Annotated in this window: 20 protein-coding genes; 5 read left to right on the top strand and 15 right to left on the bottom strand. The window is 60.7% G+C overall.

The genetic code is table 11. The annotated features are described in order from the left end of the window. Positions 1–7: 7 nt before the first annotated feature. Complete coding sequence (locus ICY20_RS08100; protein ID WP_159956479.1) at positions 8–658, top strand: M23 family metallopeptidase; 651 nt, start codon at positions 8–10, stop codon at positions 656–658. A 3-nt stretch (positions 659–661) separates the two neighbouring features. Here ICY20_RS08100 and ICY20_RS08095 read toward each other — a convergent pair whose 3' ends face one another. The 3 genes from ICY20_RS08095 to phoB form a co-directional block, all read right to left on the bottom strand. Beyond that, positions 662–2,002 (bottom strand): hemolysin family protein, encoded by a 1,341-nt coding sequence (locus ICY20_RS08095; RefSeq protein WP_194937262.1) that lies wholly within the window; start codon positions 2,000–2,002, stop codon positions 662–664. A 269-nt stretch (positions 2,003–2,271) separates the two neighbouring features. Beyond that, positions 2,272–3,558, bottom strand: a complete 1,287-nt coding sequence (phoR, locus tag ICY20_RS08090) for a phosphate regulon sensor histidine kinase PhoR (protein WP_267464000.1) — start codon at positions 3,556–3,558, stop codon at positions 2,272–2,274. Between the two features lie 82 nt (positions 3,559–3,640). Further along, the gene (gene phoB / locus ICY20_RS08085; RefSeq protein WP_003231714.1) at positions 3,641–4,330 is read right to left on the bottom strand and encodes a phosphate regulon transcriptional regulator PhoB; all 690 of its coding nucleotides are present in this window, start codon (positions 4,328–4,330) and stop codon (positions 3,641–3,643) included. Positions 4,331–4,484: 154 nt separating this feature from the next. Between phoB and ICY20_RS08080 the strand changes: the two genes are divergently transcribed. Beyond that, positions 4,485–4,862: a COG4315 family predicted lipoprotein gene (locus ICY20_RS08080; protein ID WP_194937261.1), complete on the top strand. Its 378-nt coding sequence runs from the start codon at positions 4,485–4,487 to the stop codon at positions 4,860–4,862. Between the two features lie 120 nt (positions 4,863–4,982). Here ICY20_RS08080 and ubiA read toward each other — a convergent pair whose 3' ends face one another. Next, positions 4,983–5,873, bottom strand: a complete 891-nt coding sequence (gene ubiA / locus ICY20_RS08075; protein WP_159956473.1) for a 4-hydroxybenzoate octaprenyltransferase — start codon at positions 5,871–5,873, stop codon at positions 4,983–4,985. Continuing rightward, on the bottom strand, positions 5,873–6,436 hold the full coding sequence (locus ICY20_RS08070; protein WP_194937260.1) for a chorismate--pyruvate lyase family protein: 564 nt from the start codon (positions 6,434–6,436) through the stop codon (positions 5,873–5,875). Before ICY20_RS08070 ends, ubiA begins: the two co-directional genes overlap by 1 nt. A gap of 198 nt (positions 6,437–6,634) precedes the next feature. On the opposite strand from ICY20_RS08070, the gene ICY20_RS08065 reads away from it, so the two are divergent. The 3 genes from ICY20_RS08065 (at position 6,635) to ICY20_RS08055 (ending at position 8,453) form a co-directional block, all read left to right on the top strand. Continuing rightward, entirely contained in the window at positions 6,635–6,802 is a 168-nt protein-coding gene (locus ICY20_RS08065; RefSeq protein WP_065953270.1) for a rubredoxin, read from the top strand. Positions 6,803–6,837: 35 nt separating this feature from the next. Then, a complete protein-coding gene (locus ICY20_RS08060; protein ID WP_159956461.1) occupies positions 6,838–7,986 on the top strand; it encodes an NAD(P)/FAD-dependent oxidoreductase in 1,149 nt (382 codons plus the stop codon). Between the two features lie 191 nt (positions 7,987–8,177). Further along, positions 8,178–8,453 carry an HU family DNA-binding protein gene (locus ICY20_RS08055; protein ID WP_095014020.1) on the top strand — a complete coding sequence of 92 codons (276 nt, stop codon included), beginning with the start codon at positions 8,178–8,180 and terminating at the stop codon, positions 8,451–8,453. 116 nt (positions 8,454–8,569) lie between these two features. Here the strand turns inward: ICY20_RS08055 and ICY20_RS08050 are convergent, their stop codons facing one another. From ICY20_RS08050 to tssC, 10 genes are all read right to left on the bottom strand, one after another. Then, the gene (locus tag ICY20_RS08050; RefSeq protein ID WP_159956459.1) at positions 8,570–8,890 is read right to left on the bottom strand and encodes a DUF7716 domain-containing protein; all 321 of its coding nucleotides are present in this window, start codon (positions 8,888–8,890) and stop codon (positions 8,570–8,572) included. Between the two features lie 18 nt (positions 8,891–8,908). Then, positions 8,909–13,336: an RHS repeat-associated core domain-containing protein gene (locus ICY20_RS08045; RefSeq protein WP_194937259.1), complete on the bottom strand. Its 4,428-nt coding sequence runs from the start codon at positions 13,334–13,336 to the stop codon at positions 8,909–8,911. A gap of 12 nt (positions 13,337–13,348) precedes the next feature. Continuing rightward, a complete protein-coding gene (locus ICY20_RS08040) occupies positions 13,349–13,780 on the bottom strand; it encodes a DcrB-related protein (RefSeq protein WP_159956455.1) in 432 nt (143 codons plus the stop codon). A 15-nt stretch (positions 13,781–13,795) separates the two neighbouring features. Beyond that, positions 13,796–15,736 carry a type VI secretion system Vgr family protein gene (locus ICY20_RS08035; protein ID WP_194937258.1) on the bottom strand — a complete coding sequence of 647 codons (1,941 nt, stop codon included), beginning with the start codon at positions 15,734–15,736 and terminating at the stop codon, positions 13,796–13,798. Between the two features lie 158 nt (positions 15,737–15,894). Next, the gene (tssH, locus tag ICY20_RS08030; RefSeq protein ID WP_159956451.1) at positions 15,895–18,558 is read right to left on the bottom strand and encodes a type VI secretion system ATPase TssH; all 2,664 of its coding nucleotides are present in this window, start codon (positions 18,556–18,558) and stop codon (positions 15,895–15,897) included. Next, positions 18,551–19,594 (bottom strand): type VI secretion system baseplate subunit TssG, encoded by a 1,044-nt coding sequence (gene tssG / locus ICY20_RS08025; RefSeq protein ID WP_159956531.1) that lies wholly within the window; start codon positions 19,592–19,594, stop codon positions 18,551–18,553. The genes tssH and tssG overlap by 8 nt, the downstream gene beginning before the upstream one ends. Continuing rightward, a complete protein-coding gene (gene tssF / locus ICY20_RS08020; protein WP_159956449.1) occupies positions 19,558–21,417 on the bottom strand; it encodes a type VI secretion system baseplate subunit TssF in 1,860 nt (619 codons plus the stop codon). Before tssF ends, tssG begins: the two co-directional genes overlap by 37 nt. Then, positions 21,414–21,929, bottom strand: coding sequence for a type VI secretion system baseplate subunit TssE (gene tssE / locus ICY20_RS08015; protein WP_159956447.1), 516 nt, complete (start codon positions 21,927–21,929; stop codon positions 21,414–21,416). Before tssE ends, tssF begins: the two co-directional genes overlap by 4 nt. 78 nt (positions 21,930–22,007) lie before the next feature. Further along, on the bottom strand, positions 22,008–22,496 hold the full coding sequence (locus ICY20_RS08010) for an Hcp family type VI secretion system effector (RefSeq protein WP_017735732.1): 489 nt from the start codon (positions 22,494–22,496) through the stop codon (positions 22,008–22,010). 171 nt (positions 22,497–22,667) lie between these two features. Then, on the bottom strand, positions 22,668–24,164 hold the full coding sequence (gene tssC / locus ICY20_RS08005) for a type VI secretion system contractile sheath large subunit (protein WP_159956446.1): 1,497 nt from the start codon (positions 24,162–24,164) through the stop codon (positions 22,668–22,670). Positions 24,165–24,166 lie beyond the last annotated feature (2 nt).

Here is a 24,166-nt window from a genome sequence, read left to right as displayed (position 1 = left end):
TCACGCCATGCTCATGCGTTTATTGCTGTGTTGCGGATTGGTCACGGTCGCTCCTTCGGCCTTGGCCATGACCGTCTACAAATCCGTTGATGCCAGCGGCAACGTGTTTTACAGCGACCGGCAAACGCCAGGCGCCCAGGCGTTCGTGATTCAGCAGCGACCGGTGCTCGAAAGGCCAAGGCCCACTTATTCTCAACAAGCCTACCGCTACCCGTTGCCCTGGCGCGGTGGCCCGTTTCGCCTGACCCAAGGCCCCAACGGCAACTTCAGCCACACCGACGCCAAAAGCCGCTACGCCATGGACATCGCCATGCCCGAAGGCACGCCGATCATTGCGGCACGCAGCGGTATGGTGGTGAGAACCGAAAACGAGCAGATTGGCCGTGGCAGCGATGCGTCAGGGAATTTCGTACGGGTGCGCCACGATGACGGCACCGAGGGCGTGTACCTGCACCTCAAGCAAGGCTCAGTCAGTGTCAGAACAGGGCAGCGTGTGGCAGTGGGCAGCCCGCTGGCGCTGTCGGGCAATACCGGTAACAGCAGCGGGCCGCATTTGCACTTTGTGGTACAGCGCGCCACCGAGGCGGGGCTGGTGTCGATCCCGTATGAGTTCAACCAGCCGCTGGGTGCATTGCCCAACTTTGCGTTGGGCAATTGAGGGTCAGTCCAGCAGCAGGACCTTGGCCAACACAATCTTCGGCCCTTTCATCTTCTTGATGATGATGCGCAGGCCTTCCACTTCCAGCACTTCTTCTTCTTCCGGCACCCGCTTGAGGGTGTCGTAGATCAGGCCGGCCAGGGTTTCGGCTTCGATGTGGTCCAGGTCGACACCCAGCAGGCGTTCTACCTTGAACAGCGGGGTGTCGCCGCGTACCAGCAGCTTGCCCGGCTGGTAGGCCAGGATACCGCGCTCGGCCTTGCGGTGTTCGTCCTGGATATCGCCCACCAGCACTTCCAACACGTCTTCCATGGTCAGGTAGCCGATGATCTTGCCGTCGGCTTCTTCCACCAAGGCAAAGTGCGCGCCCCCTTTGCGGAACTGTTCCAGCAGCTGCGACAGCGGCATATGCCGCGACACGCGCTCCAGCGGGCGAGTCAGCTCGGCCAGGTTGAACGACTCGGGGATGTGGTCCAGCGCCGCCAGCTCCAGCAGCAGGTCCTTGATGTGCAACAGGCCCACGAACTCCTTGCGCACCGCGTCATACACCGGGTAACGGCTGAATTTATGGCGGCGAAACAGCGCGAGGATTTCCTTGAGCGGGGCGTTGAAGTCCAGGGTCACCAGGTCTTCCCGGGAGTTGGCCCAGTCCACCACTTCCAGCTCGCCCATTTCCACGGCCGAGGCCAGCACGCGCATGCCTTGGTCGCTTGGGTCCTGGCCACGGCTGGAGTGCAGGATCAGCTTGAGTTCTTCGCGGCTGTAATGGTGTTCGTGATGGGGGCCAGGCTCGCCTTGGCCGGCGATACGCAGGATCGCGTTGGCGCTGGCGTTGAGCAAGTAGATCGCCGGGTACATGGCCCAGTAGAACAGGTACAGCGGCACGGCGGTCCACAGCGACAGCAGCTCGGGTTTGCGAATGGCCCAGGACTTGGGCGCCAGTTCACCGACCACGATGTGCAGGTAGGAAATCACGAAGAACGCGGCGAAGAACGACACGCCCTTGATCACCTCAGGCGACTCGACGCCCACGGCGCCCAGCAACGGCTCCAGGATATGCGCAAAGGCCGGCTCACCGACCCAGCCCAGGCCTAGGGAGGCAAGGGTGATACCCAGTTGGCAGGCCGACAGGTAGGCGTCGAGCTGGCTGTGTACGGTGCGCAGGATCTGCCCGCGCCAGCCGTTGGTGTCGGCGATGGCCTCGACCCGGGTGGAGCGCAGTTTGACCATGGCGAACTCCGCCGCAACGAAGAAACCGTTGAGCAGTACCAGGATCAGTGCAAAAAGAATCATGCCGAAGTCGGCGAAGAGTGTCGCGAGGGTGATACCAGGGGAAGGGTCCATGATGGGGTTTTGCAGGTTCCGTGTGTTCAATAAGGGGTGGCAGGTGGGCCGCAAACGCGGACGCAAGTCGGCCAATGTAGCGGCTGGCGGGGCGCTTGCCTAGTGCCCGCTGCCGGGCGGGGGTTGAAGTACAGCTATCAGCGTCACACGGATCCCCTGTGGGAGGGGGCTTGCCCCCGATGGCGGTGGGTCAGATATGGATGTGTTGACTGACCCACCGCAATCGGGGGCAAGCCCCCTCCCACATTTTGTCCTGTGTTGTTTTTGGGTTATTCGTCTGTGCTGAGCGCCTGCGCGCGGGCCACTTGGGCCGTTGGAAAATGGCAAGTAAACGTACTGCCATGCCCCAGTACACTGCTGATTTCCAGGCGTGCCCGATGACGCAACAGCACATGCTTGACGATCGCCAGGCCCAGCCCGGTGCCACCCGTATTGGAGTTACGGCTGGAATCGACACGGTAGAAACGCTCGGTCAGGCGCGGCAGGTGCTTGGCGTCGATGCCGATGCCGGAGTCCTGCACGCTCAGGTGCGCGCCGTGCTCGTCGGCCCACCAGCGGATGCGAATAGTGCCCTTGTCCTGGGTGTACTTCACGGCGTTGAACACCAGGTTGGAGAATGCGCTGCGTAACTCGCCTTCGCTGCCTTTGAGCAGCACGGCCGGGTCGGCTTCCAGGCTGATCTGCTGGCCGCGCTCGCCCGAGAGGGCCAGGGCATCGTTCTTGATGGTCTTCAACAGGCTTTGCACCGCCACTGGGTGGTTGTCCGACGGGTAATCCGTGGCTTCCAGCTTGGCCAGCAACAGCAGGTCGTTGAGCAGGGTCTGCATGCGCGAGCCCTGTTGCTGCATCTGTTGCAGGGCACGGCTCCAGCGCGGGTTGATGTCGTCGACGTTGTCGAGCAGCGTCTCCAGGTAGCCGCAGATCACCGTCAACGGCGTGCGCAGCTCGTGGGAGACGTTGGCGACGAAGTCTTTGCGCATCTGTTCCAACTGGTGGATGCGCGTGACGTCGCGCACCAGCATCAGGTGCTCATTGTTGCCATAGCGCGTCAGGTACAGCTGGATGCGCACGCGGTCATTGGTGGGCGATGGTATTTCCAGGGCTTCTTCGTAGTTGTCCTGCTCGAAGTATTCCTTGAAGCGCGGGTGGCGTACCAGGTTGGTCACTGGCTGGCCGCTGTCCTGGGGCGTCTTGAGGCCCAGCAGGGTCTCGGCGGCGCGGTTCCACCATTCCAGGTTGCCGTCGCTGTCGAGCATGATCACCGCGTCTTTGAGTGCGGCAGTAGATTCCTGCACCCGGTCGATCACCGCCTGCAGGCGCCCGCGTACCCGTTGGTCGCGGCGTTGCAGGTGGTAGATGCTGTCGAACACCTCGCCCCACAGGCCATAGCCGTCGGGTGGTGCTTCGTCGGGTTTGTGTTGGCGCAGCCATTCATGCAGGCGCAGCAGTTGCTTGAGCGTCCAGCCCAGGTACAGGCCGATACCGATGGCCAGGCTCCAGCCGTAATAGCCGCTGACCAGGCCTACGAGCAGGCAGCCGGTGATCAGCAAAAGCATGTGGCGGATCAGGGTGCCATGCCAGTTCTGGTTCACTTAAACATGCGTCCTTGTCAGCTGTTAAGAGAGGAGAGGGGCGGGCTCAGCCTTTGGTTGAGAACCTATAACCCGTGCCGCGCACGGTTTGTACCAGATTCTCGTAGGCATCGCCCAAGGCTTTGCGCAGGCGACGAATATGCACGTCTACGGTGCGTTCTTCTACATACACATTGCCGCCCCACACCTGGTCCAGCAACTGGCCACGGGTGTAGGCGCGCTCTTGATGGGTCATGAAGAATTGCAGCAGGCGGTATTCGGTAGGGCCCATCTCGGCTGGGGTGCCGTCGATGGTCACGCGGTGGCTGATGGGGTCGAGGATCAGGCCGCCGACTTCAATCGGTGCTTCGCCATCGGTAGGCCCGGCACGGCGCAGAACGGCTTTGAGGCGTGCGACCAGTTCACGTGGGGAAAACGGCTTGGTGATGTAGTCGTCGGCGCCGACTTCCAGGCCCTGGATCTTGTTGTCCTCCTCGCCCTTGGCGGTGAGCATGATGATCGGGATATCCCCGGTCAGCTCGTCACGCTTGAGACGGCGGGCCAGTTCGATGCCGGAGGTGCCGGGCAGCATCCAGTCCAGCAGGATCAGGTCCGGCTTGCGGTCGACGATAATGGCATGGGCCTGCTGGGAGTTCTCCGCCTCCAGGCAGTCATAGCCGGCCATTTCCAACGCGACGGCGATCATCTCGCGGATGGGCGCTTCGTCGTCAACGATCAGAATGCTCCTGCCTACCATGCTCAAAAATCCTCTTGTCATTTAACTGTCTTGCGCCGCATTAGATAACGGAATTATTGCAGTCGTGTGACAGTAATTTAGCCGCTTGGGCAATTCGTGCCTCTCTGGGCTACGCTTTGGGTCCGAATCCTGACAACCAAAAAAGAAGGTTCCGATGACTTACAGCACTGTTTCCTGGAAAGCCCTGCTGGTGACGGCGGCGTTGACCCTGCCAGCCCTGGCGTACGCGGCGGAGCCCGCCATGACCAAGGACGGCCTGCTGGTGGATCACAAAGGCCTGACCCTCTACACCTTCGACAAGGACGCCGACGGCAAGTCGGTGTGCAAGGACCAGTGCGCGACCAACTGGCCGCCGTTGAAGGCGGAGTCCACCGACAAACCGACGGGTGACTGGACCGTCATCACCCGCGATGACCAGACTAGCCAATGGGCCTACAAGGGCAAGCCGGTGTACACCTATAAGGATGACGCGAAGGCCGGGGACAAGACTGGTGATGGCAAGGGTGGGGTGTGGCACGTCATCAAGCCTTGAGCCCGAGGCGCCGCTGAGACCTTCGCGAGCAAGCCCGCTCCCACATTTGACTGTGTTCACAAATCAAAATGTGGGAGGGGGCTTGCCCCCGATGGCGCCGGTACAGCCACCATCAAACCTTCAGCGAAACGCGTAATCCGCCACAATCCCCACAAATATCGCCAACCCCGCCCAATGGTTATGCAAAAACGCCTTGAAGCACTTCATCCGATCCCTGTCCCGCGTATACCAGAACTCCCACGCAAAACAGCCCGCCGCGGCCAGCAGCCCCAAGTGGAACCACCCCCCCAGCTCAAACCGCGAACCCGCCAGCAACAGGCACACCAACGCCAGGCCCTGCAGGGTCAGGATAATCACGCGGTCCGCATCGCCAAACAGAATCGCCGTGGACTTCACGCCAATCTTCAAGTCGTCGTCGCGGTCGGTCATGGCGTAATAAGTGTCATACCCCACTGTCCATAACAGGTTGGCGATATACAGCAGCCACGCCGCAGCAGGCAGGCTGCCGGTCTCGGCGGTAAACGCCATCGGCATGCCCCAGGAAAACGCCGCGCCCAGCACCACCTGCGGGTAATAGGTGTAGCGCTTCATGAACGGGTAGCTCGCCGCCAGCGCCAAGCCCCCCAAGGACAGCAGGATGGTGGTCGCGTTGGTCAGCAGCACCAGCAAGAAACTGATGCCCATCAGCACCGCAAAAAACACCAGCGCCTCTTTTGAGCTGATCTTGCCGCTCACCAGTGGGCGTTGCTCGGTGCGCTTCACATGGCCGTCGACCTTGCGGTCGGCCCAGTCGTTGATCACACAGCCGCCAGCGCGGGTCAGCACCACGCCCAGTACGAAAATCACGATATTGATCAAGGAAGGCGAGCCCTTGCCGGCAATCCACAGCGCCCACAGCGTCGGCCACAACAACAGGTAGATGCCGATGGGCTTGTCCATGCGCGTCAACTGAATGAAATCCCAGGCCCTGGGGTTCAGGCGATTCAAGGACTTGAGCAGACGTTGATACATCAGCAGTTCTCCGGATGGGCATGCAGGGCGTGCCAGAAGCTCGGTAAGAAAATTTCCGCCACCAGGATGCTCAGCGCGCCGCGATCAAAGCGTGAGCGGCGGCCCCACAGCCCGTCGGCCTCATCTGCTGTCGGCAGCCACTGCCGTGGGTAATGGCACACCTCTATGACCTGGCGGGTGAATGCCCGGTCGCAGAACAGCAACTCGCCCAAGGAGCGGCTGCCCAGTTCATCCATGTGCAAGCCATCGCCCTGCAACGCGCTGCGCGCCGCCACGCTGCGGGCGAACACCCACGGCTGGCCATGCCCACGCAGATACACCTCGCGTACCCAGCCGACAGTGGCCGGCGCCAGGTTCAGGGCGGCGCATTCGTCATCCCGCAGCGGCTGCCAGCCTTCGAACAGCGGCGTCACACTGAAACCGTCGTTGGACAACGAAGTCAGCCGCCGCGTGAGCGAGCCTTCGTCGAACAGCCAGTCGAGGGTCAGGGGCGCTGGTAATGGGGTCAGAAGGCTCTGGGTCAGCCATTGGCAAGCATCGGGCGGGGCGATTGAGTGCGGCACGGTGAGTCAGTATTGGCAGCAAAAGAGGCGGCGAGCTTACCATGGCGCCCTGAACTTTTGCCGGGCCAAACCCGCCGTTTGCGCCGATCGTGCTTGCATCTGCGCGCCCTGATCAGTACAAAACGCCCTGAGCCGTACGGCAACGCTGGATCCATCGACCGTCGGCCAAGATGCCTGGAATTCCTGAGGAAACACGTAATGAAGAAGTGGCAATGTATCGTCTGTGGCCTGATCTACAACGAAGCAGACGGCTGGCCGGATGACGGAATTGTGCCCGGCACCCGTTGGGAAGACGTCCCTGAAGACTGGCTGTGCCCAGACTGCGGCGTTGGCAAAATGGATTTCGAAATGATCGAAATCGGCTGATCTGAATTTAAGAACCGTACTACAAGGAGAAAGGAATGAACGCACCTGTCGTGATCATCGGCACAGGACTGGCCGGTTACAACGTAGCCCGGGAGTTTCGCAAGCTCGACAGCGAGACCCCCTTGCTGCTGATCACCGCAGATGACGGGCGCTCCTACTCCAAGCCCATGCTCTCCACCGGCTTTGGCAAAAACAAGGAAGCCGATGGCCTGAGCATGGCCGAACCCGGCGCCATGGCCGAGCAACTCAAGGCCGAGGTGCGCACTCACACTCGCGTCAGTGGCATCGACCCGGGCCACAAGCGCCTGTGGATCGGCGAAGAGGCGGTGGCCTACCGCGACCTGATCCTGGCCTGGGGCGCAGAAACCGTACGCGTACCGGTCGAAGGTGACGCGGCCGAGCTGATTTTCCCCATCAACGACCTCGAAGACTATGCACGCTTTCGCACCGCTGCCGCCGGCAAGCGCCGTGTGCTGCTGCTGGGCGCCGGCCTGATCGGCTGCGAATTCGCCAACGACCTGATCCTGGGCGGCTATGAAATCGACCTGGTGGCGCCGTGCGAGCAAGTCATGCCGACACTGCTGCACCCGGCAGCGGCCGCAGCGGTACAGGCCGGGCTTGAAGGCCTCGGTGCACGCTTCCACCTGGGCCCTGTGCTTAACCGCCTGCAACGCACCGCCGACGGCCTGGAAGCCCACCTGTCGGACGGTGAAGTGATCCACTGCGACCTGGTGGTCTCGGCCATCGGCCTGCGTCCGCGCGTCGACCTGGCTGCCGCCGCGGGCCTGCAGACCAACCGTGGCGTCATGGTGGACCGCCACCTCAAGACCTCCCACGCCAACATCTACGCCCTGGGCGACTGCGCTGAGGTCGATGGCCTGAACCTGCTGTACGTGATGCCCCTCATGACCTGCGCCCGCGCCCTGGCCCAGACCCTGGCCGGTAACGCCACAGCCGTCAGCTACGGCGCGATGCCGGTGACGGTCAAAACCCCCATCTGCCCGCTGGTGGTTTCGCCACCGCCACGGGGCACTGAAGGCGTGTGGAACGTCGAAGGCCAAGGCGCCGACATCAAGGCCCTGTGCCGCGATGCCAGCGGCCGCTTGCTGGGTTACGCGCTGACCGGCACTGCCGTGATGGAAAAACTGGCCCTCAATAAAGAACTTCCGCCGTTGCTGGCGTAAATACGGGTCGTTCTGTCGGAATCAGCACGCTCCTACCCCCAGAAAGGTCGCTGCGAGACTGGCGCAGCGTCTGAGGGCATGCCATTCTCACTTCCGTCTGCCGCAGAGTAGAGCCTGCGGCGCTTTGGGCGCTGCTCCAGAAGAGAGCAGCACGGACATAACAACAAAAAACCGTCAAAGAGGCTTCACACATGCGTAAACCAGAACTCGCAGCCGCCATCGCTGAAAAAGCGGATCTCACCAAAGAACAGGCCAACCGCGTCCTCAACGCCGTTCTCGAAGAAATCACCGGCGCCCTGCACCGCAAGGACAGCGTCACCCTGGTTGGCTTCGGCACCTTCCTGCAACGCCACCGCGGCGCCCGCACCGGCAAAAACCCGCAAACCGGCGAGCCGGTTAAAATCAAGGCGAGCAACACCGTTGCGTTCAAACCGGGCAAATCGCTCAAAGATACTGTTAACGAGTAACCGGTTGTACCGTCTCGAAAGGGGGCGGGGCGGTAGAAAAAATGGGCACGCCGATTAGATCGGGTGCCCATTTTTTGTGACTGTCTTGATCGTTGCTTGCGCTCAATGAGTTGGACTTAGTATTCGATGAACGCGTCGTTCTCGAAATAGAACAAAAATGCGTTGAACAGATCCACGGCACTCGCTGCTGGCAACTGGTCTTTTGCGTTGTCGACTACGTCCTCGATTGCTGAAGTCTCCAACGTCGCAATCCAGCCATCTTCTTTCGCCTGTTTGGGCAAGTAGTCGTCTGAGTCAGGTGGGAAATCCGAACTGTCGAGTGAGAACACGCCCAAGGTCTCAGGACTCCACTGTGCCGAGTCGGGAGGCAGGTAGAACCAACCTTGCGGGTTGTTCTCAGGTGAAGTCAGAACATCGCGAATAGAGATTAATTTCATATCACTTCCTCATATGGGCTAAGTGCACTTTCCACCAAGTTTTTTGAAACCACCCTTCTGGTCGGGGTGCAGACTCGCTTGAACGGGCCCTTTAGCTCTGTGTTGTGGCCTGGGGACCAGTTCGATTTTCGTTGGATCCTGAGCATTATGATGCCACGACTGACCGGGTGGGCTGGTGTCTTTATGGCCTCCATACTTGCCGGGCTTCACGTGTTCGATTACCTCAGGTGGTAATGATTTCGCCATGTGCGGGTTCTTTTGAATTGCCTCATGCAATTGCTTGTTGGCATCACGGTTGTGCTGGGGACGGGTCCCAGAGTGTAAGTCCGCCGGGATATCCGTCTGGTACCAAACACTGTAGTGCGGACTGGATAACGGCCTACCAGTCGCGTCATTACCCTCAAGTGTCAGCCCGAAAGGATCTATCCAGGTCAGGGGATTGGGGGCATAGGTATACAGGTTCAAACCACCGGCTAACCCGATAGGGTCAGGTGTAGTAAAACGCCCTATATCCGGGTCATAGAAGCGGAAAGTGTTGTAGTGAAGCCCTGTCTCACGGTCGAGATACTGCCCTTGGAATCTAAGGTTTTGTTCTTCCAGGTAATAGGGCTCTCTGATTTCTTCGACCACACTTCCCCAGACGCGATACCTGGCCTGCCACACGGTCTGACCGTCGAATTCCGAGAGTTGCTCTGGCAATCCATTGAGATCGTTGTGGTAGTAGCGGATTTTTTGCAGCGAACCCTCTCCGTCAACACGTGCCAGCGGTTCATTGCCCTCGTCTACATAGATATAAAGGCTGGTTTGGTTATTTTTTTGCTCTTGCAATAACTGCAAGCCACTCCACATAAAACGCGTGTGACCAATGCGATAACCACTTGCAGTGTGTTCGGTTTTTTCGATACGGCGGTCCAAGGGGTCATATGTCATTTTGACCACAGTTGCGCCGTTGCTGGTCTGTTTATGCACTTCAACCAAGCGGTGGAGTGCGTCATACCTGAAGCGTTGGACGCCATGTTTGCTGCTACGTTTTTCGATCATCCGGCCAAACGCGTCGTATCGGTATCGTTTGTCTTGGTAGGTCAGCAGTCTGTTGTGCTCTACCAAGCCTGTACCCGGCGTTAGACCGTCCAGCAGGTTCGCAGCGGCGTCGTAAGCAAACGTCTCGTTTTGTCCGATGGCGTTATCCTGATGGGCCATGATTCTGCCGGTGGCATCGTAGTGCAGCAGTTGACTATGGTGAGTGTCTACTTGCTGGTCCAGACGACCGATAAGATTGTCACTCGGGTCATACTCAAATTGCTTTTGAACGTTGGTGTGCCGCTGATGGGGCTGATGGACGAGCAGTCTTGAACGAGAACGCACCCGTCCGCTGCGATCATATTCGCTGCGAGTGCAGATAGCGCCTTGGGTCCGGATCACTTCCCGATGCAGCCGGTCTCGCTCGAAGTCGCTGACGACTTGGCCGTCCACGTTGATCTGGTGCAAATGACCGCTACCGTAGTAGAGGCGAGAAATATGTCTGCCGTCTGGTAATCCAGTCTGCTGAAGGTTGCCGAGTTCGTCGTATTGATGGCGAAGCGTCCCTGTTGAGCTCCGTTCTTCGAGAAGCTCTCCCCGTGCGGTGTAGGAAAACTTCAATACCTGTTCGTTGCCGTCGGTGTCTTTAGAGGAGACAGCAATCAATCTGTCGAGCGCGTCATAGTGATACTCGGTCCGTCCGTCATCTGTGACTTTGGCGACTAGACGGCCGACGGCGTCTCGCTCCAGTCGGTGCACAATGGAGGCGAGGTGTACCGTTGATACCGGTGCGAATCCGCTTCCGTAAGGCGCAGGTACCGATTCGATCAGTGAAACTCTATTCAATGCGTCATAAATGAAATGTCTTGCACTACCGTCGAGGTCTCGCTGCTGTTTTAGTCGATCACAGGCGTCCCATGCGAACTGATACTGTTCGCCGTTCTCATTGGTGAGTGCTTGTAAGCGTCCATAGTTGTCATAGGCAAACTGGACCTTACGCCCTTGAGCATCAGTGCGTTGATGCACTTGGCCACGGCGATTGTGCTGATAGTGTGTCGTATAGCCTGAAGGGTCTGTGTAGCCGATGATCCGCCCGCTCAGGTTTCGTCGGAAATACTCTGTGCGCCCGTCGGGCAACTGATTGCTCAGCAGGCGTCCTTGCACGTCGTAATGTAACTGCGTGCGTTCGCCTAACGCGTTGGTGATGAGGTGCAGGTAGCCGCGTCGGTCGTAGCTGAATCGCGTCGGATAACCGGAACAATCCAAATACTCAGTAAGTTGTCCGAGCGGGTTCCAGCGCAATGTCTTGTTTTTTCCGCTGGCGTCGACGATCTGCACGACCTGTCCACTGCTGTCGTATTGATAGTGGGTGGTATACCCGAGCGGGTCTGTTTCGCAGGTGCAATTGCCCCGGGCGTCATAACGGTAACGCCAGCAACTGCCGTCGGCATTGGTTTGCACAACTGGAAGAGCCCAATGCTGTAGCCATAAGGTAGAGCTGATGCGACCTAAAGGGTCCTTGGTTCCGATCAGGTTGCCTTGCTCGTCATAACTGTATTCATATCGACCACCCTGAGGGTCGGTGGCGCTGAGTAATTGGCGTTCATCGTTCCATTCAAACTGCCAGGTTTGTTCGAGAGCATCGGTGTATTCGACGACCTGATGCTGATCATTCCAATATCGAACACTGATGCGTCTAAGTCCGTCGGTGATCTGGGTTTTCCCGGCAACCAGATCATAGTCGTACCGATATTCGTCGCCCTCGTCAGTCCAATGGCGAACAACACGCCACTCCAAGCCATCGACCAGCCCCCACTCATAGAAACATCGAAGACCTGTGGGCAACAGGTGTTCGCTCATGCGTCGACCGGTGTCGTAGACAAAGCGGCGTTGAACTTGCCCTCCCGCATCGCGAGTTTCAGCTAAGTCGCCCTCACTATCGAAGCCATATGTGGCCAGTACTTCTCGAGTTTGGTCGTCATAGACTCGATCGACCCGACAGACTCGCGCGAGTTCGTACGTTAGCTCGACCTGTACGAGGTCATACGTGTCACGTAGGCGGCAAAGGCGTCCATCGTGTTCGTAGTCGAGGTAGATTCTGTTGTCGTTTCGATCACCCAGTTGAGTCAGGCGCAGTCGCGAGGGCGTTCCGGGTGTTTCTTCAAACAGGCGGTACAGCCCATTCGCACTCTCGATGAGCAATTGCCCATTGCGATGACGTCGGATACTCAACCCTTCTGCGGGGCTGAACATTGCGCTGCCCAAGGCCACGGTCCCTAGATTGATCTGGCGTCCTTGCTCGTCGGTATAGACCAACTGCTCCCCACCCTCGGGATGGGGTTGGATTTCGACCTTTATTTCATAAGGCACACTCCAGCCAGTGCCAAACAAGCCATCGCTGCGTTCATCGCGACTATTGTAGAAACGCTGCCAACTGATTGGCAGTAGCCCCGGCATGACAAAGTCCAGCTCATCGTTTCCGCCCAGGACCTTCGCTCCGGTTGCCGCATGCACCGGATTGGGCGACCCTATCGCCGCATTCGCCGCAGCGCCCATTGCCTGGCTGACTGCATAGGAGGTGACTCCGCTGAGCAGCATGCACGGCAGATTGCTCAGGGTTTTCCCCTTTGCCCCCTTGAGCATCATCAAGGCTTCAATTGCCAACCCAACGCCCGGCGTTTTCCCGCTACGAATCTCCTGTACCACCACCGTACCGCCGCCAATGGTGACGTTCGGTGAGATCAGCCCCGATGACACTACGGTCGCATCGCACATGCTCCGGTCGCCGCTTCGTACGGCAGGTTGACCGTTGATGGTGACTTTGTCCGACCCTTCCGCCAGAAGCTGCGGCGGCATCGGCGGGTGGCGTGCGCACAGAACCATATCGGTGAGGGCGGGAACGACGCCCGGAGCGGGCGTGGCGACGGTCGGCCGCCACAGCTGGGAGAAAAATCCCTCGGCCATATCCAGGAAGCCAGGTTCGGGCTGCGGCATGGGGTCGGGTTCAGGCGGTATCTGTTCAAGCTCCGTACCGGCCGGTGCCACATGTGAGGGAATGGAGCCCGCGGCGCGGGCAGCCGGAATGCCGTTGACCAAGGTATTGGTGGAGCCCACGGCAATAGTGGCTTCGACCGTGGGCGGGAATAACGCGTTGCTGAAGTCCTCGCACATTTTACTGAGGCCCTTGTCGGCCCCGGTCTTGCTCATCGCCATCCCTACGATGATGCCCACCACTGCACCCAGGATGCAGCCGCCAATACCGGCAGTGGCAATCGTCACGCCCACCGCCGCCGCTACCGCAGCAGTCGCCAGCGCCGTAATCGCCACGTTAGCCGCCACCTCCAGCACACCGCCAAGGATATCGGCCATCATGGATGTGTGGGTCAGCGCATCGCCCATACGGGCCGCCCAAAGCGCATCAGACATGCAGGCAGCTCATCAAAGTGCGTCGAATGACAGTGAGTTCTTGATCAAGGCCCAGTGTGCGGCCTCGACATCCCCAAGCTTGTCCGCCTTGACATAACTCAAGGCAAGCATCTTGCGCGTTCCCGGCAACACCAGCGCCAGCTGGTACTGGAACACCTTGTCATTGCCCTTGTGGAACTGGCTGCGCAGCTCAATCCCTGCAATCTCCTGAGCGGCTCCTAACCGCACATCAACGCCTGGTTGATAACGCAAATCCTGCACCTGCTTTTCCAGTCGCTTGAGTTGGTCGTCGAAGTTGCTGTGCAGGGTTTCGCCTTCGGCCAGCAAGCTGCGGCTGATGATCAGGGAGGTGCCCAGTTCCGGGAACTTGAGGATATTGATCGTCGCGTCCTGCAGCTCGGCGGCCGGCAGTTGCAGCTGGAATTCATTGATTCGGTACGTCATCGCAAACAGGTCTCGTCAGGAACTTTTAGGCGCGGGGAACGCGGCTTTGATGTTGGCGTCGATACTGGCTTTCACGCCCTGGCCATCGGGTGTGGCACCGGCGCCGCCGCCGTTGTTCAGGTGCAGCACGCCGCCGGTGTTGAACTCGGCGTCGCCGCTGGCGTAGAAGCTGATTTGTACGCCGGTGAGGTTGATCTGCCCGCTGGCATTCAATTCCAGGATGCTTTCGCCGCACACCAGGCGCAGGTTTTCACCCACTTCGATGACGTAGCTCTGGCTGATGCTGTCGGTCTTTTTCTGGCCCACCGAGAGAATGTCTTCCTGCTTGACGATGCGCAGGCGGTTGTTGCCGATGGTTACCGTCTCGTTGTGCCCAATACTCTTATTACGGTCATGCCCCACCGAATGGCTCTCATCCACCTCCACCACGATGTCCTGATTGCGCTCGGCATGGATATACAACTGCTCCAACCCCTTCTTGTCCTCCATGCGGATTTCATTGAAGTTGGCCGGCGTGCCGCCCTTGCTCGAGCGGCTTTTCATACCGCTTTGCGTGGCGTTTTCCGGCAGGTCGTAGGGCACGGTCTGCTCGGCGTTGTATACCCGCCCGGTGATGATGGGCCGGTCGGGGTCGCCCTCAAGGAAGCTCACGATGACTTCCTGGCCGATCCGGGGAATTTGCATCGAACCCCAGTTTTTACCCGCCCAGGACTGCGACACGCGAATCCAGCACGAGCTGTTCTCGTTGGATTGGTCGTGACGGTCCCAGTGGAAGTGCACCTTCACGCGGCCGTATTGGTCGGTCCAGATTTCTTCGCCTTTGGGGCCGACCACTAGCGCGGTCTGCGGGCCTTTGACGATAGGCCGGTGGGTGCTGGCCAGCGGGCGGAAGCTTTGTTGGGCGTCAATGCAGTTAAGGCTGCTTTCAAACTGCGCCGAGCCTGACCCGCCGCCGCTTTCGAGGCTTTCCTGGGTGATGTAGTAGCGAATGCCGACGATCAGGTATTCGCGGTTCTGGTCCTGGCGGCTAAAGCCGGTAAGGCTGAACAAGTGGCCGGAGCCCAGGCCCCTGGCATTGCCGCTGAAGTCCACTTGTTGATGCTGGGTTTGCAGGGCTTCGATGCGGGTGCGCGCGTAGTGTTCACCGTCTTCGCTTTGCACGTAGGTGCCGGGGTAGTCGTACAGCGGGTAGTCGCCGGCAGTGTGCGGGCGCGGCATGGCCGAGCGTACGTTGATGCTGGCGCTGGGGCGCTGGAAGTCGTAGTCGTTGAGCTCCAGCGAACCTGGCTGCACTTCGTGCGCCAGGTGCCAGTCGTGCATGTGGTCGCGCTCGCGCTGCTGCTCGTCCTTGGGGTAGTACGGGATCGACGCGTAGCCGGGCACGGTGGTGTGGGCGCCATACGCGTCGGCCAGCACCAGCACATGGCGGTCTTGTTCGTGGCGGAAGAAGTAGTAGATGCCTTCCTGTTCCATCAGGCGGCTGACGAAATCGAAGCTGGTCTCGCGATACTGCACGCAGTATTCCCACTCGCGGTACGGCCGGCTCAGGGCGTCTTCGAAGTCAGAGAAACCCAGGTCGCGGAACACCTGCTTGATGATCTGCGGGATGCTCAGGTTCTGGAAAATCCGGCAATCGGAGGTGCGGCTCAGCAGCCAGAACCAGGGGCGTAGCGTCACCTGGTAACTGGCAAACTGGCCCTGGTCGATGTTCTGGCTGCAACGGGCGACGATGCCATGGAAGTGCCGCTCGCCACCGTCCGCCAGTTGCACGCCCACGCTCATGGGTTTGCCGAGCAGCTGGTTGAGGTCGATGTTGGCGTCCAGTGACGTCAGTTGCAGCTCATAAGTGAACAGCCTGCCCAGCTCTTCACCGCCGCCCATTTGGTTGAGCAGCAGTACATCCGGCCCGAGGGGGCTGGTGATCCTGGCCAGGCGTGAGGCTTGGTTAAAAAGCATCGGTTGTCCCGTAAATTGCGTAGTAACTGAAGAAACTGGATCAAATGTGGGAGGGGGCTTGCCCCCGATAGCGGTGAATCAGCCACCGGATGCATCAACTGATACTCCCTCATCGGGGGGCAAGCCCCCTCCCACAATTTGAACTGCGTTCCGTCAGGTCAATCGGCGTCGCTGAAGGCGTAGTGCAATTCATTATCCCGACTACTGATCCGCACCCCCGCCAACGCCTTGCCCTCCAACATGCGCGTGAGGAATTCACGGCTCATGTCCGGCAGCAGGCTGTTGGTGAGGATGGTGTCGATCATGCGTCCGCCGCTCTCGGTCTCGGTGCAGCGCGAAACAATCAAGTCCACCACCGCGTCGTCGTAGTCGAAGGCCACCTTGTGGGTACTCTCCACGCGCTTCTTGATGCGGCCCAGTTGCAGGCGTGTGATCGCCTTAAGCATTTCGTCGCTCAACGGGTAGTAAGGGATCGTCACCAAACGCCCCAGCAAGGCGGGCGGAAAAATCTCCAGCAGCGGCTGGCGCAGGGCCTTGGCGATTTCTTCTGGCTCCGGCACGTTCGCCGGGTCTTTGCACACCCGGGAGATCAGCTCGGTACCGGCGTTGGTGGTCAGCAGGATCAGGGTGTTCTTGAAGTCGATCACCCGGCCTTCGCCGTCTTCCATCACGCCCTTGTCGAACACCTGGAAGAAGATCTCATGCACGTCCGGGTGGGCTTTTTCCACCTCGTCCAGCAGCACCACGCTGTAGGGTTTGCGCCGTACCGCTTCGGTCAGCACACCGCCTTCGCCGTAGCCGATATAACCCGGTGGCGCGCCCTTGAGGGTCGACACCGTGTGGGCTTCCTGGAACTCGCTCATGTTGATGGTGATCACGTTCTGCTCGCCGCCATACATGGCTTCGGCCAGGGCCAGGGCGGTTTCGGTCTTGCCCACACCCGAGGTGCCGGCCAGCATGAACACCCCAATCGGCTTGCTCGGGTTATCGAGGCCGGCGCGGGAGGTCTGGATGCGCTTGGCGATCATCTGCAAGGCATGGTCCTGGCCGATGATGCGTTTTTTCAGGTGCTGGTCGAGGTTGAGCACCGTCTCCAGCTCATTGCGCGCCATGCGGCCCACCGGGATGCCGGTCCAGTCGGCGACTACCGAAGCCACGGCCTGGTAATCCACGGTCGGCAGGATCAGCGGGGTTTCGCCTTGCAGGGCGCTGAGGCGTTGTTGCAGATCTACCAGTTGGGCGCGCAATGCATCGTTGCCGCTGTCGACCACGCCAGCGGTTTCACGCAGGGTCGCGCGGGTGGTGAGCAGTTCGTCCACCAGGGCTTTCTCTTCGGCCCAGCGGCTTTCCAGGGTTGCCAGGCGTTCACGTTCAGCGGTCAGTAGCGCTTCGCTGTTGGTTTGACGCGCACCAATGGCAATGCCGATGGCATGCTCGCGGGCGATGATTTGCAGCTCGGTTTCCAGCGCTTCGATACGGCGGCGGCTGTCGTCCACTTCGGCGGGCACCGCGTGCAGGCTGATGGCGACGCGGGCGCAGGCGGTGTCCAGCAGGCTCACGGATTTGTCTGGCAATTGGCGCGCCGGGATGTAGCGGTGGGACAGCTTCACCGAGGCTTCCAGGGCTTCGTCGAGGATCTGCACCTGGTGGTGTTTCTCCATGGTCGAGGCCACGCCGCGCATCATCAGCAGCGCCTTGTCTTCCGAAGGCTCAGCGACTTGGACGACTTGGAAGCGGCGGGTCAGCGCCGGGTCTTTCTCGATGTGTTTCTTGTACTCGGCCCAGGTGGTCGCGGCCACGGTGCGCAAGGTGCCGCGCGCCAATGCAGGCTTGAGCAAGTTGGCCGCATCGCCAGTCCCGGCAGCTCCGCCGGCACCTACCAGCGTGTGGGCTTCGTCGATAAACAGAATGATCGGCTTGGGCGAGGCCTGCACGTCTTCGATGACCTGGCGCAGGCGCTGTTCGAACTCGCCTTTCATGCTCGCGCCGGCTTGCAGCAGGCCTACGTCGAGGCTGCGCAGCTCCACGTCTTTGAGCGCTGGCGGTACGTCACCGGCAACGATGCGCAGGGCGAAACCTTCGACCACAGCGGTCTTGCCCACGCCCGCTTCGCCGGTGAGGATCGGGTTGTTCTGGCGGCGACGCATCAGGATATCCACCAGTTGGCGGATCTCTTCGTCGCGGCCGACAATCGGGTCGAGCTTGCCGCTGCGCGCCTGTTCGGTCAGGTCGACGGTGAAGCGCTTGAGGGCTTCCTGCTTGCCCATGGCACTCGGCGCCATCGCGCCGCTGGCTTCGCCCGGCACTGCACCGGCATTAAAACCGTCGCTGGCGCTCAGGGCGTTTTCCGGCGAGTCGTCGACGTATTCATCAAAACGCTCGCTCAAGGCTTCGGCCTTGATCTTGTCGAACTCCGCCGACAACCCCAGCAGCGCATGGCGCAGGCTCGGCGTCTTCAGAATGCCCAGCACCAGGTAACCGGTGCGCACCTGGCTTTCGCCAAACATCAGGCTGCCGTAGACCCAGCCACGCTCGACGGCTTCTTCCACATGGGAGGACAGGTCGGTGATCGACGTCGAGCCGCGTGGCAGGCGGTCCAGCGCTTCGGTCAGGTCACGGGCCAGGCGCGCGGGCTCCACGTTGAACTGGCGGATGATGCGGTGCAGGTCCGAGTCCTGCAGTTGCAGCAACTGGTGAAACCAGTGGGCCAGTTCCACATACGGGTTGCCCCGCAACTTGCAGAACACCGTGGCGGCTTCGATGGCCTTGTAGGCCACGCTGTTGAGTTTGCCGAACAGTGCGGCGCGACTGATTTCACCCATGCTCTGGATTCCTTGAGGTGGTGGCGTGATCGGCGTAATGCCGGGCCAGGATTAGGTCGTTGGCGTCTCGCTCGGGCTTGCCGAGCCAGGTGTTGAAGCCCAGGCGGAACTGGCCGTTGAGTTGCAGCGCAGGGACTTCGGGTTGTTGCAAAACCAGGTTCAGGTCCCAGTCCAATTCATGGCCCAGGTACTCGGCCACCCAGGCCACCAGCTCGTTGAACGGCTGTTGGCCGGGCAGCATGCCCATGTAGTCGTCCAGCGTGAGCGGGCCCAGGCGGATGCGAAATTTATGCTGGCGGTCCCACACGTGGCTGCCCAGGCAAAAATCCACGCCCAGTTGGTAGGCGCTGACACCGACGCGGCTGCGCTCGGGCAGTTCCAGCCATTGGCCGACGTATTCTTCGATGGCCACCGGCAGGCCGAAATACTCGCCGAGGATCGCCTTCAGGCCGTCCGGGTAGCGGGTTTGCGCCGACAGGTGGCCGCTGTAATGCAGCTTGGCCGTGTCAGGAATCAAGCCCTGATTGAGCAGGCTTGGCATGCCACGGCCACTCAAGGCGGCGAGGCGTGCGGACCAGTAATCGTCGTCCGGGCGGTCGTGGCTGACCGTTGGCCGCGCCTCGGCCCAGGCCCGGTAAAACAGGCTGAGCAGGCGATGGTGGAACACATCCAAAAACTGTTTGCTGGTGCTGTCGGCGTTGTTGCGCTGGCGCTCGCGCACGTACTCGGTGATGTGCAGCGGCAGCGGGCCGTTGGGGCCGCCGAGACCGAAGAAGAACTGCTCCAGGCGCGCTGGTTTGCCGTCGCCGCCGGGATCGACCGAGGCCAGCGTGGCCGGGGCGAAGGTGCAATCGGCCTGCTGCCCCAGGCGCAGCGGGTCGTCCGCCAGGCGCAGGGAATGACCCAAACGCGGCAGGTCCGGCGATTCGCACTCGATCCGCCGCAATGCCTGGAAGAAATCGTATTCCCAGGGCTCCTGATGCATCGCATCCAGGGTCTTCACAGGGTTGGCCGCCGTCCGGGCTTGGCTTTCCAGCGCATGATCTCGCCGCGCTCGGTGGTGCGGATCACCGTTTCGGTAAAGCTGTTAATCGACACGTAGCGCGCTAAAAAGCGTTCCAGCACCGCACCGAGCAGGAATACGCCAGTGCCGCGAAACGCGTTTTCATCGAATTCCAGGGTGATCTCCAAACCACGCCCAAACACAATCGGGCCGGGCATCGGCAGGCGGCGGGTCACGGCTTTGCTGCTGACTTCGCGCAGGCCTTCGATCTGCAATTGCAGCGCAGCATCGTTGCTGTCGCCATACAGGCGCAGCAGTTCACGCAAAGCGCCGGCGCCCTGGCCCTGTTCGCTCAGCGACAGGTAGTTGAGCGACAGCTGGCTGATCAGGCGCCAGGCCTTGGCGTCATGGGCATGGCTGGCGCGCGGGCGGCTGGGGCCAGCCACGCAACGCACCGACAACACCGGGGCACTGTCGGCTAGGGTGAAGTCGGTCTTGCCATTGCCCACGCTCATGAACAACGGCAGATCGCGGTTGGTGCACAGCGCGGTGACGCCGAGTTGGCGCAAGTCGTGGCCGTACGGCGCTTGGCGGCTGTCCACCAGGCTGACGAAGGTTTCGCTGCCCACATAGGTGGAGCGCGGGCCGTTGCGGCGCTGGTCGCTGGACAGCACCCGTGGCTCGCGGCGCACCGTGTAGTAGGCCTGATCGCGGCCATAACGTGATGGATCGCGTACCGCATAGAACGGCAAAAACGGCTGCTCCGGCCCGGTGCCGTGGCCGGTCAGGCCGCTCAAGGAATGAATCTCGAAATCCATCGGCCGCGTGCGGTCGGCGATCACATGGTGTTCGTTGACCCTATCAGACAGGTGGATACGGTCCACGCGCTTGGGAAACAGGTTGATCGCCGGCGTGCAGAACGGCAAAAACTGCGCTGCGCCGACGCTGCCTTCCAGGCTCGGTTCGTGGCGATCAAACAGCACGATCAGCTCCAGCTCCTGGCCATCGCAGCGCTTGACCGCACGGCTCAGCTCGGCGAATTCGACGAACAAATAGCGGTGGGGCAGGGCGAAGTATTCCTGCAACAACCGATAGCCTTGGAACGCCCGCGCCACCACCGGCATGGCGGCGTCGGCGTCGTCAAAGCCTCGGGAGCGCAACGCGTCCTGGGGCAACCGCTCGACCCAATCGCCACCGGGCTTACGCGCAAACACCGCACAGGCGTTGCCCAGCAGCTGTTCGTAGAGGCGGAACGGTTGCTCATCGGCGCCGCTTAAGTACAGCGGCAAGTTGTTCAGGTCTAGGCTGTTGAACGGCAATTCGGCGCCGGTGCGCAGGGTCAGGCGCAGGCCCGCCTTGGCTTTTGGCTCGCTGGCGGCCAGGCGCCCGAGAACGGCCCCGGGGTTGCCGAAGTATTCAGCGTTGCTCACCTGCAACGGCCACAACGTCACCGGGTGCGCGGTGCGGTACTCGCAGCAGGTCTGGGTTTCGCGGCCTAGGGCGGCACGCAACACGGTGTCGCGGGGCAGGGGGAAACCGCTGGCCAGCGAGCCCTCATCCGGGTCGGTCTGCAACTGCACCACGGTCATCGACGGTGTTGGCGCCAGGTAGTGCGGGTAGGCGATTTCCAGCAGGTTGTGGGTGAAGGTCGGGTACTCGGCGTCGAGCTTGAGCTGCACGCGGGCCGTGAGGTAGGCGAAACCTTCGAGCAAGCGTTCGACGTACGGGTCGGCGCAGTCCATACCGGACAGGGTCAGCCGACTGGCGATCTTCGGGTATTCCTTGGCGAACTCGGCGGCGCTTTCGCGCACGTGGTGCAGTTCCTGGTTGTACAGCTCCAGCAGGCGCGGGTTCATGGGCGTCTCCGCTGGTCGGCATTCACCACGCGTACATGGCCGGATTCCAAATCAAGGTCGGTTTGCAGCAACAGGCGCAACGGCACCGGCTGCGCCCACAGGTCGCCCTCGATCTCGAAACTCAGCGCATTGTGGTTCATCTCGCCGTGACCGACGCGGGCTTTGACGCGCAGGGTGTGGCGCAAGATGCGTGGCTCAAAGGTGGCGATGGCCTGGTAGATCAACGCTTCGAGCGCCTTGATATCGACACTGGAAACGCTATTGCCCGCCAGCGCCGGCAGGCCGTAATTGACCACCGAAGTGCCGGCTGGCGTGTGCAGCGTGGCATCGGCATTCAGCAACGACGTGGTGTTGAGCAGCCACGCCAGGTCACGCAGCACCGAGGCTTTTAATTGGGTCAGGGACAGCACGCGTTTGTCGGCGCTTTCCTTCGGGTTGGTTGGATCGTCGTCGGTCAACCGATCCAGCAGGGACGGTTGCAGACGGTCGCGGGAAGCGATTTCAGTGACCACCAAAGCAGCTCCACGGACGGGTTGCGAGAGGGACAAAATGCAGGCGGCCGTGGCGCAGAACCAAGGCCGCCAAGGCTATCAGCGCTTGGTGTTGGAACGGATATTCCAGCCAAACTTGATCGCGCCGCCGTCTTTGGTGCCGTCGGCTTTCTGCGGCTGGTAGTCAACCATCACTTGGGCGAAGTTCAGGGTGACGTTCTCGGTCAGGCGGTCATCGGAACCCGAACCGCCGGTGCTCAGCGAGGTGACCAGCACTTCTTCCAGGTTGATCACCATGTACTCGACCTGGCTTTCACCACCGGCCTTGCGCACGGTGAGCTTGACCTTGTCGATGTGCTTGCCGCTGGCGCAGTGCATCATCAGGTTCGGCGAGGCTTTGTCGACGTACTTGGTCAGCGACAGGTCCTGGATATTCACCTTGCCTGCACCGCCGCCACCGCCCACGTGCATGTTGCCGGACTGGGCCATGCCCCAGCTCCAGTTCAACACGTCGATTTCGTCCTTGTGGGCCTTGTCCATGGACTCGCCCTTGATGTCGCCGATCTTGATGAAAATATCAACAGCCATGTTTTCTCCCTGTGTGGCCCAAGCCACTGAATTTGATTTAGCCCCGTAGGGCTGTGCTTTTCTGTGGGAGCTGGCTTGCCTGCGATGCAGGCACCTCGGTGTGTCAGTTACACCAAGGTGATGCCATCGGGGGCAAGCCCCCTTCCACAGAAGAGCACGTTCAACCGTTGGTTAGGCGCTTTTGGCCGAAGGCAGCTTCGATACCAAACGCAGCGACACGGTCAGCCCTTCCAGCTGATAGTGCGGGCGCAGGTAGAACTTGGAGTTGTAGTACCCCGGGTTGCCTTCGACTTCTTCCACGATCACTTCAGCGGCAGCCAATGGGTGCTGGGCCTTGGTGGTTTCGGTGGAGTGCGCCGGATCACCGTCCACGTAGTTCAAGATCCAGTCCTGCAACCAGCGCTGCATCTCGTCCTTCTCTTTGAAGGAACCGATCTTGTCGCGCACGATGCACTTCAAGTAGTGAGCGAAACGGCAGGTTGCGAACAGGTACGGCAGGCGTGCGGCCAGGTTGGCGTTGGCAGTGGCGTCCGGGTCGTCGTATTCGGCCGGTTTCTGCAACGACTGGGCGCCGATGAAGGCGGCAAAGTCGGTGTTTTTCTTATGCAGCAGCGGCATGAAACCGTTCTTCGCGAGTTCCGCTTCACGGCGGTCGCTGATGGCGATTTCGGTCGGGCACTTCATGTCCACGCCACCGTCATCGGTAGGGAACGTGTGGGCCGGCAGGTTTTCCACTTCACCGCCGGACTCCACGCCACGGATGCGCGAGCACCAGCCGTAGTGCTTGAACGAACGGTTGATGTTCACCGCCATCGCGTAGGCGGCGTTGGCCCAGGTGTACTTGGAGCTGTCGGCGCCGTCGGTGTTTTCTTCGAAGGCGAAGGCTTCCACCGGGTCGGTCTTGGCGCCGTACGGCAGGCGCGCCAGGAAGCGCGGCATGGTCAGGCCGATGTAGCGCGCATCTTCGGACTCACGCAGGGAGCGCCAGCCGGCGTATTCCGGGGTGGTGAAGATCTTGGTCAGGTCGCGCGGGTTCGACAGCTCTTGCCACGAGCCCATGCCCATCACGGTCGGCGATGCCGCAGCGATGAATGGGGCGTGCATGGCGGCGCAGACTTTGGACAACTCGCCCAGCAGTTCCACATCCGGTGGCGACTGGTCGAAGTAGTAGTCGCCCACCAGGCAGCCGTACGGTTCGCCGCCAAACTGGCCGTATTCTTCTTCGTACATCTTCTTGAAGATCGGGCTCTGGTCCCACGCGGTGCCCTTGAATTTCTTCAGGGTCTTGTGCAGGTCTGGCTTGGAGATGTTGAGCACGCGGATCTTGAGCTGCTCATCGCTCTCGGTGTTGTTGACCAGGTAGTGCAGGCCACGCCAGGCGCTTTCCAGTTGTTGGAAGTCCTGGTGATGGATGATCTGGTTGACCTGGGCGGTGAGCTTGGCGTCGATGGCGGCGATGATCGATTCAATCGACTTGATCGCGTCATTGGAGACCAGGTCGGTTTGCGCCAGAGCCTGTTCGGCCAAGGTGCGCACGGCGGTTTCCACGGCTTCGCGGGCACGCTCGGTCTTGGGCTTGAACTCTTGCAGCAGCAGGTTCGCGAATTCGCTGGCTTCTTCGGTGGCACCCAGGATCGGTGCGCCTTCGCGGGCGGTATTGTCCGTCATGA

Source organism: Pseudomonas pisciculturae, from assembly GCF_015461805.1.
GTDB classification, from domain to species: Bacteria; Pseudomonadota; Gammaproteobacteria; order Pseudomonadales; family Pseudomonadaceae; genus Aquipseudomonas; species Aquipseudomonas pisciculturae.
The sequence above is the reverse complement of the archived record's forward strand: the minus strand, read 5'-3'. Positions and strand labels throughout refer to the sequence as shown.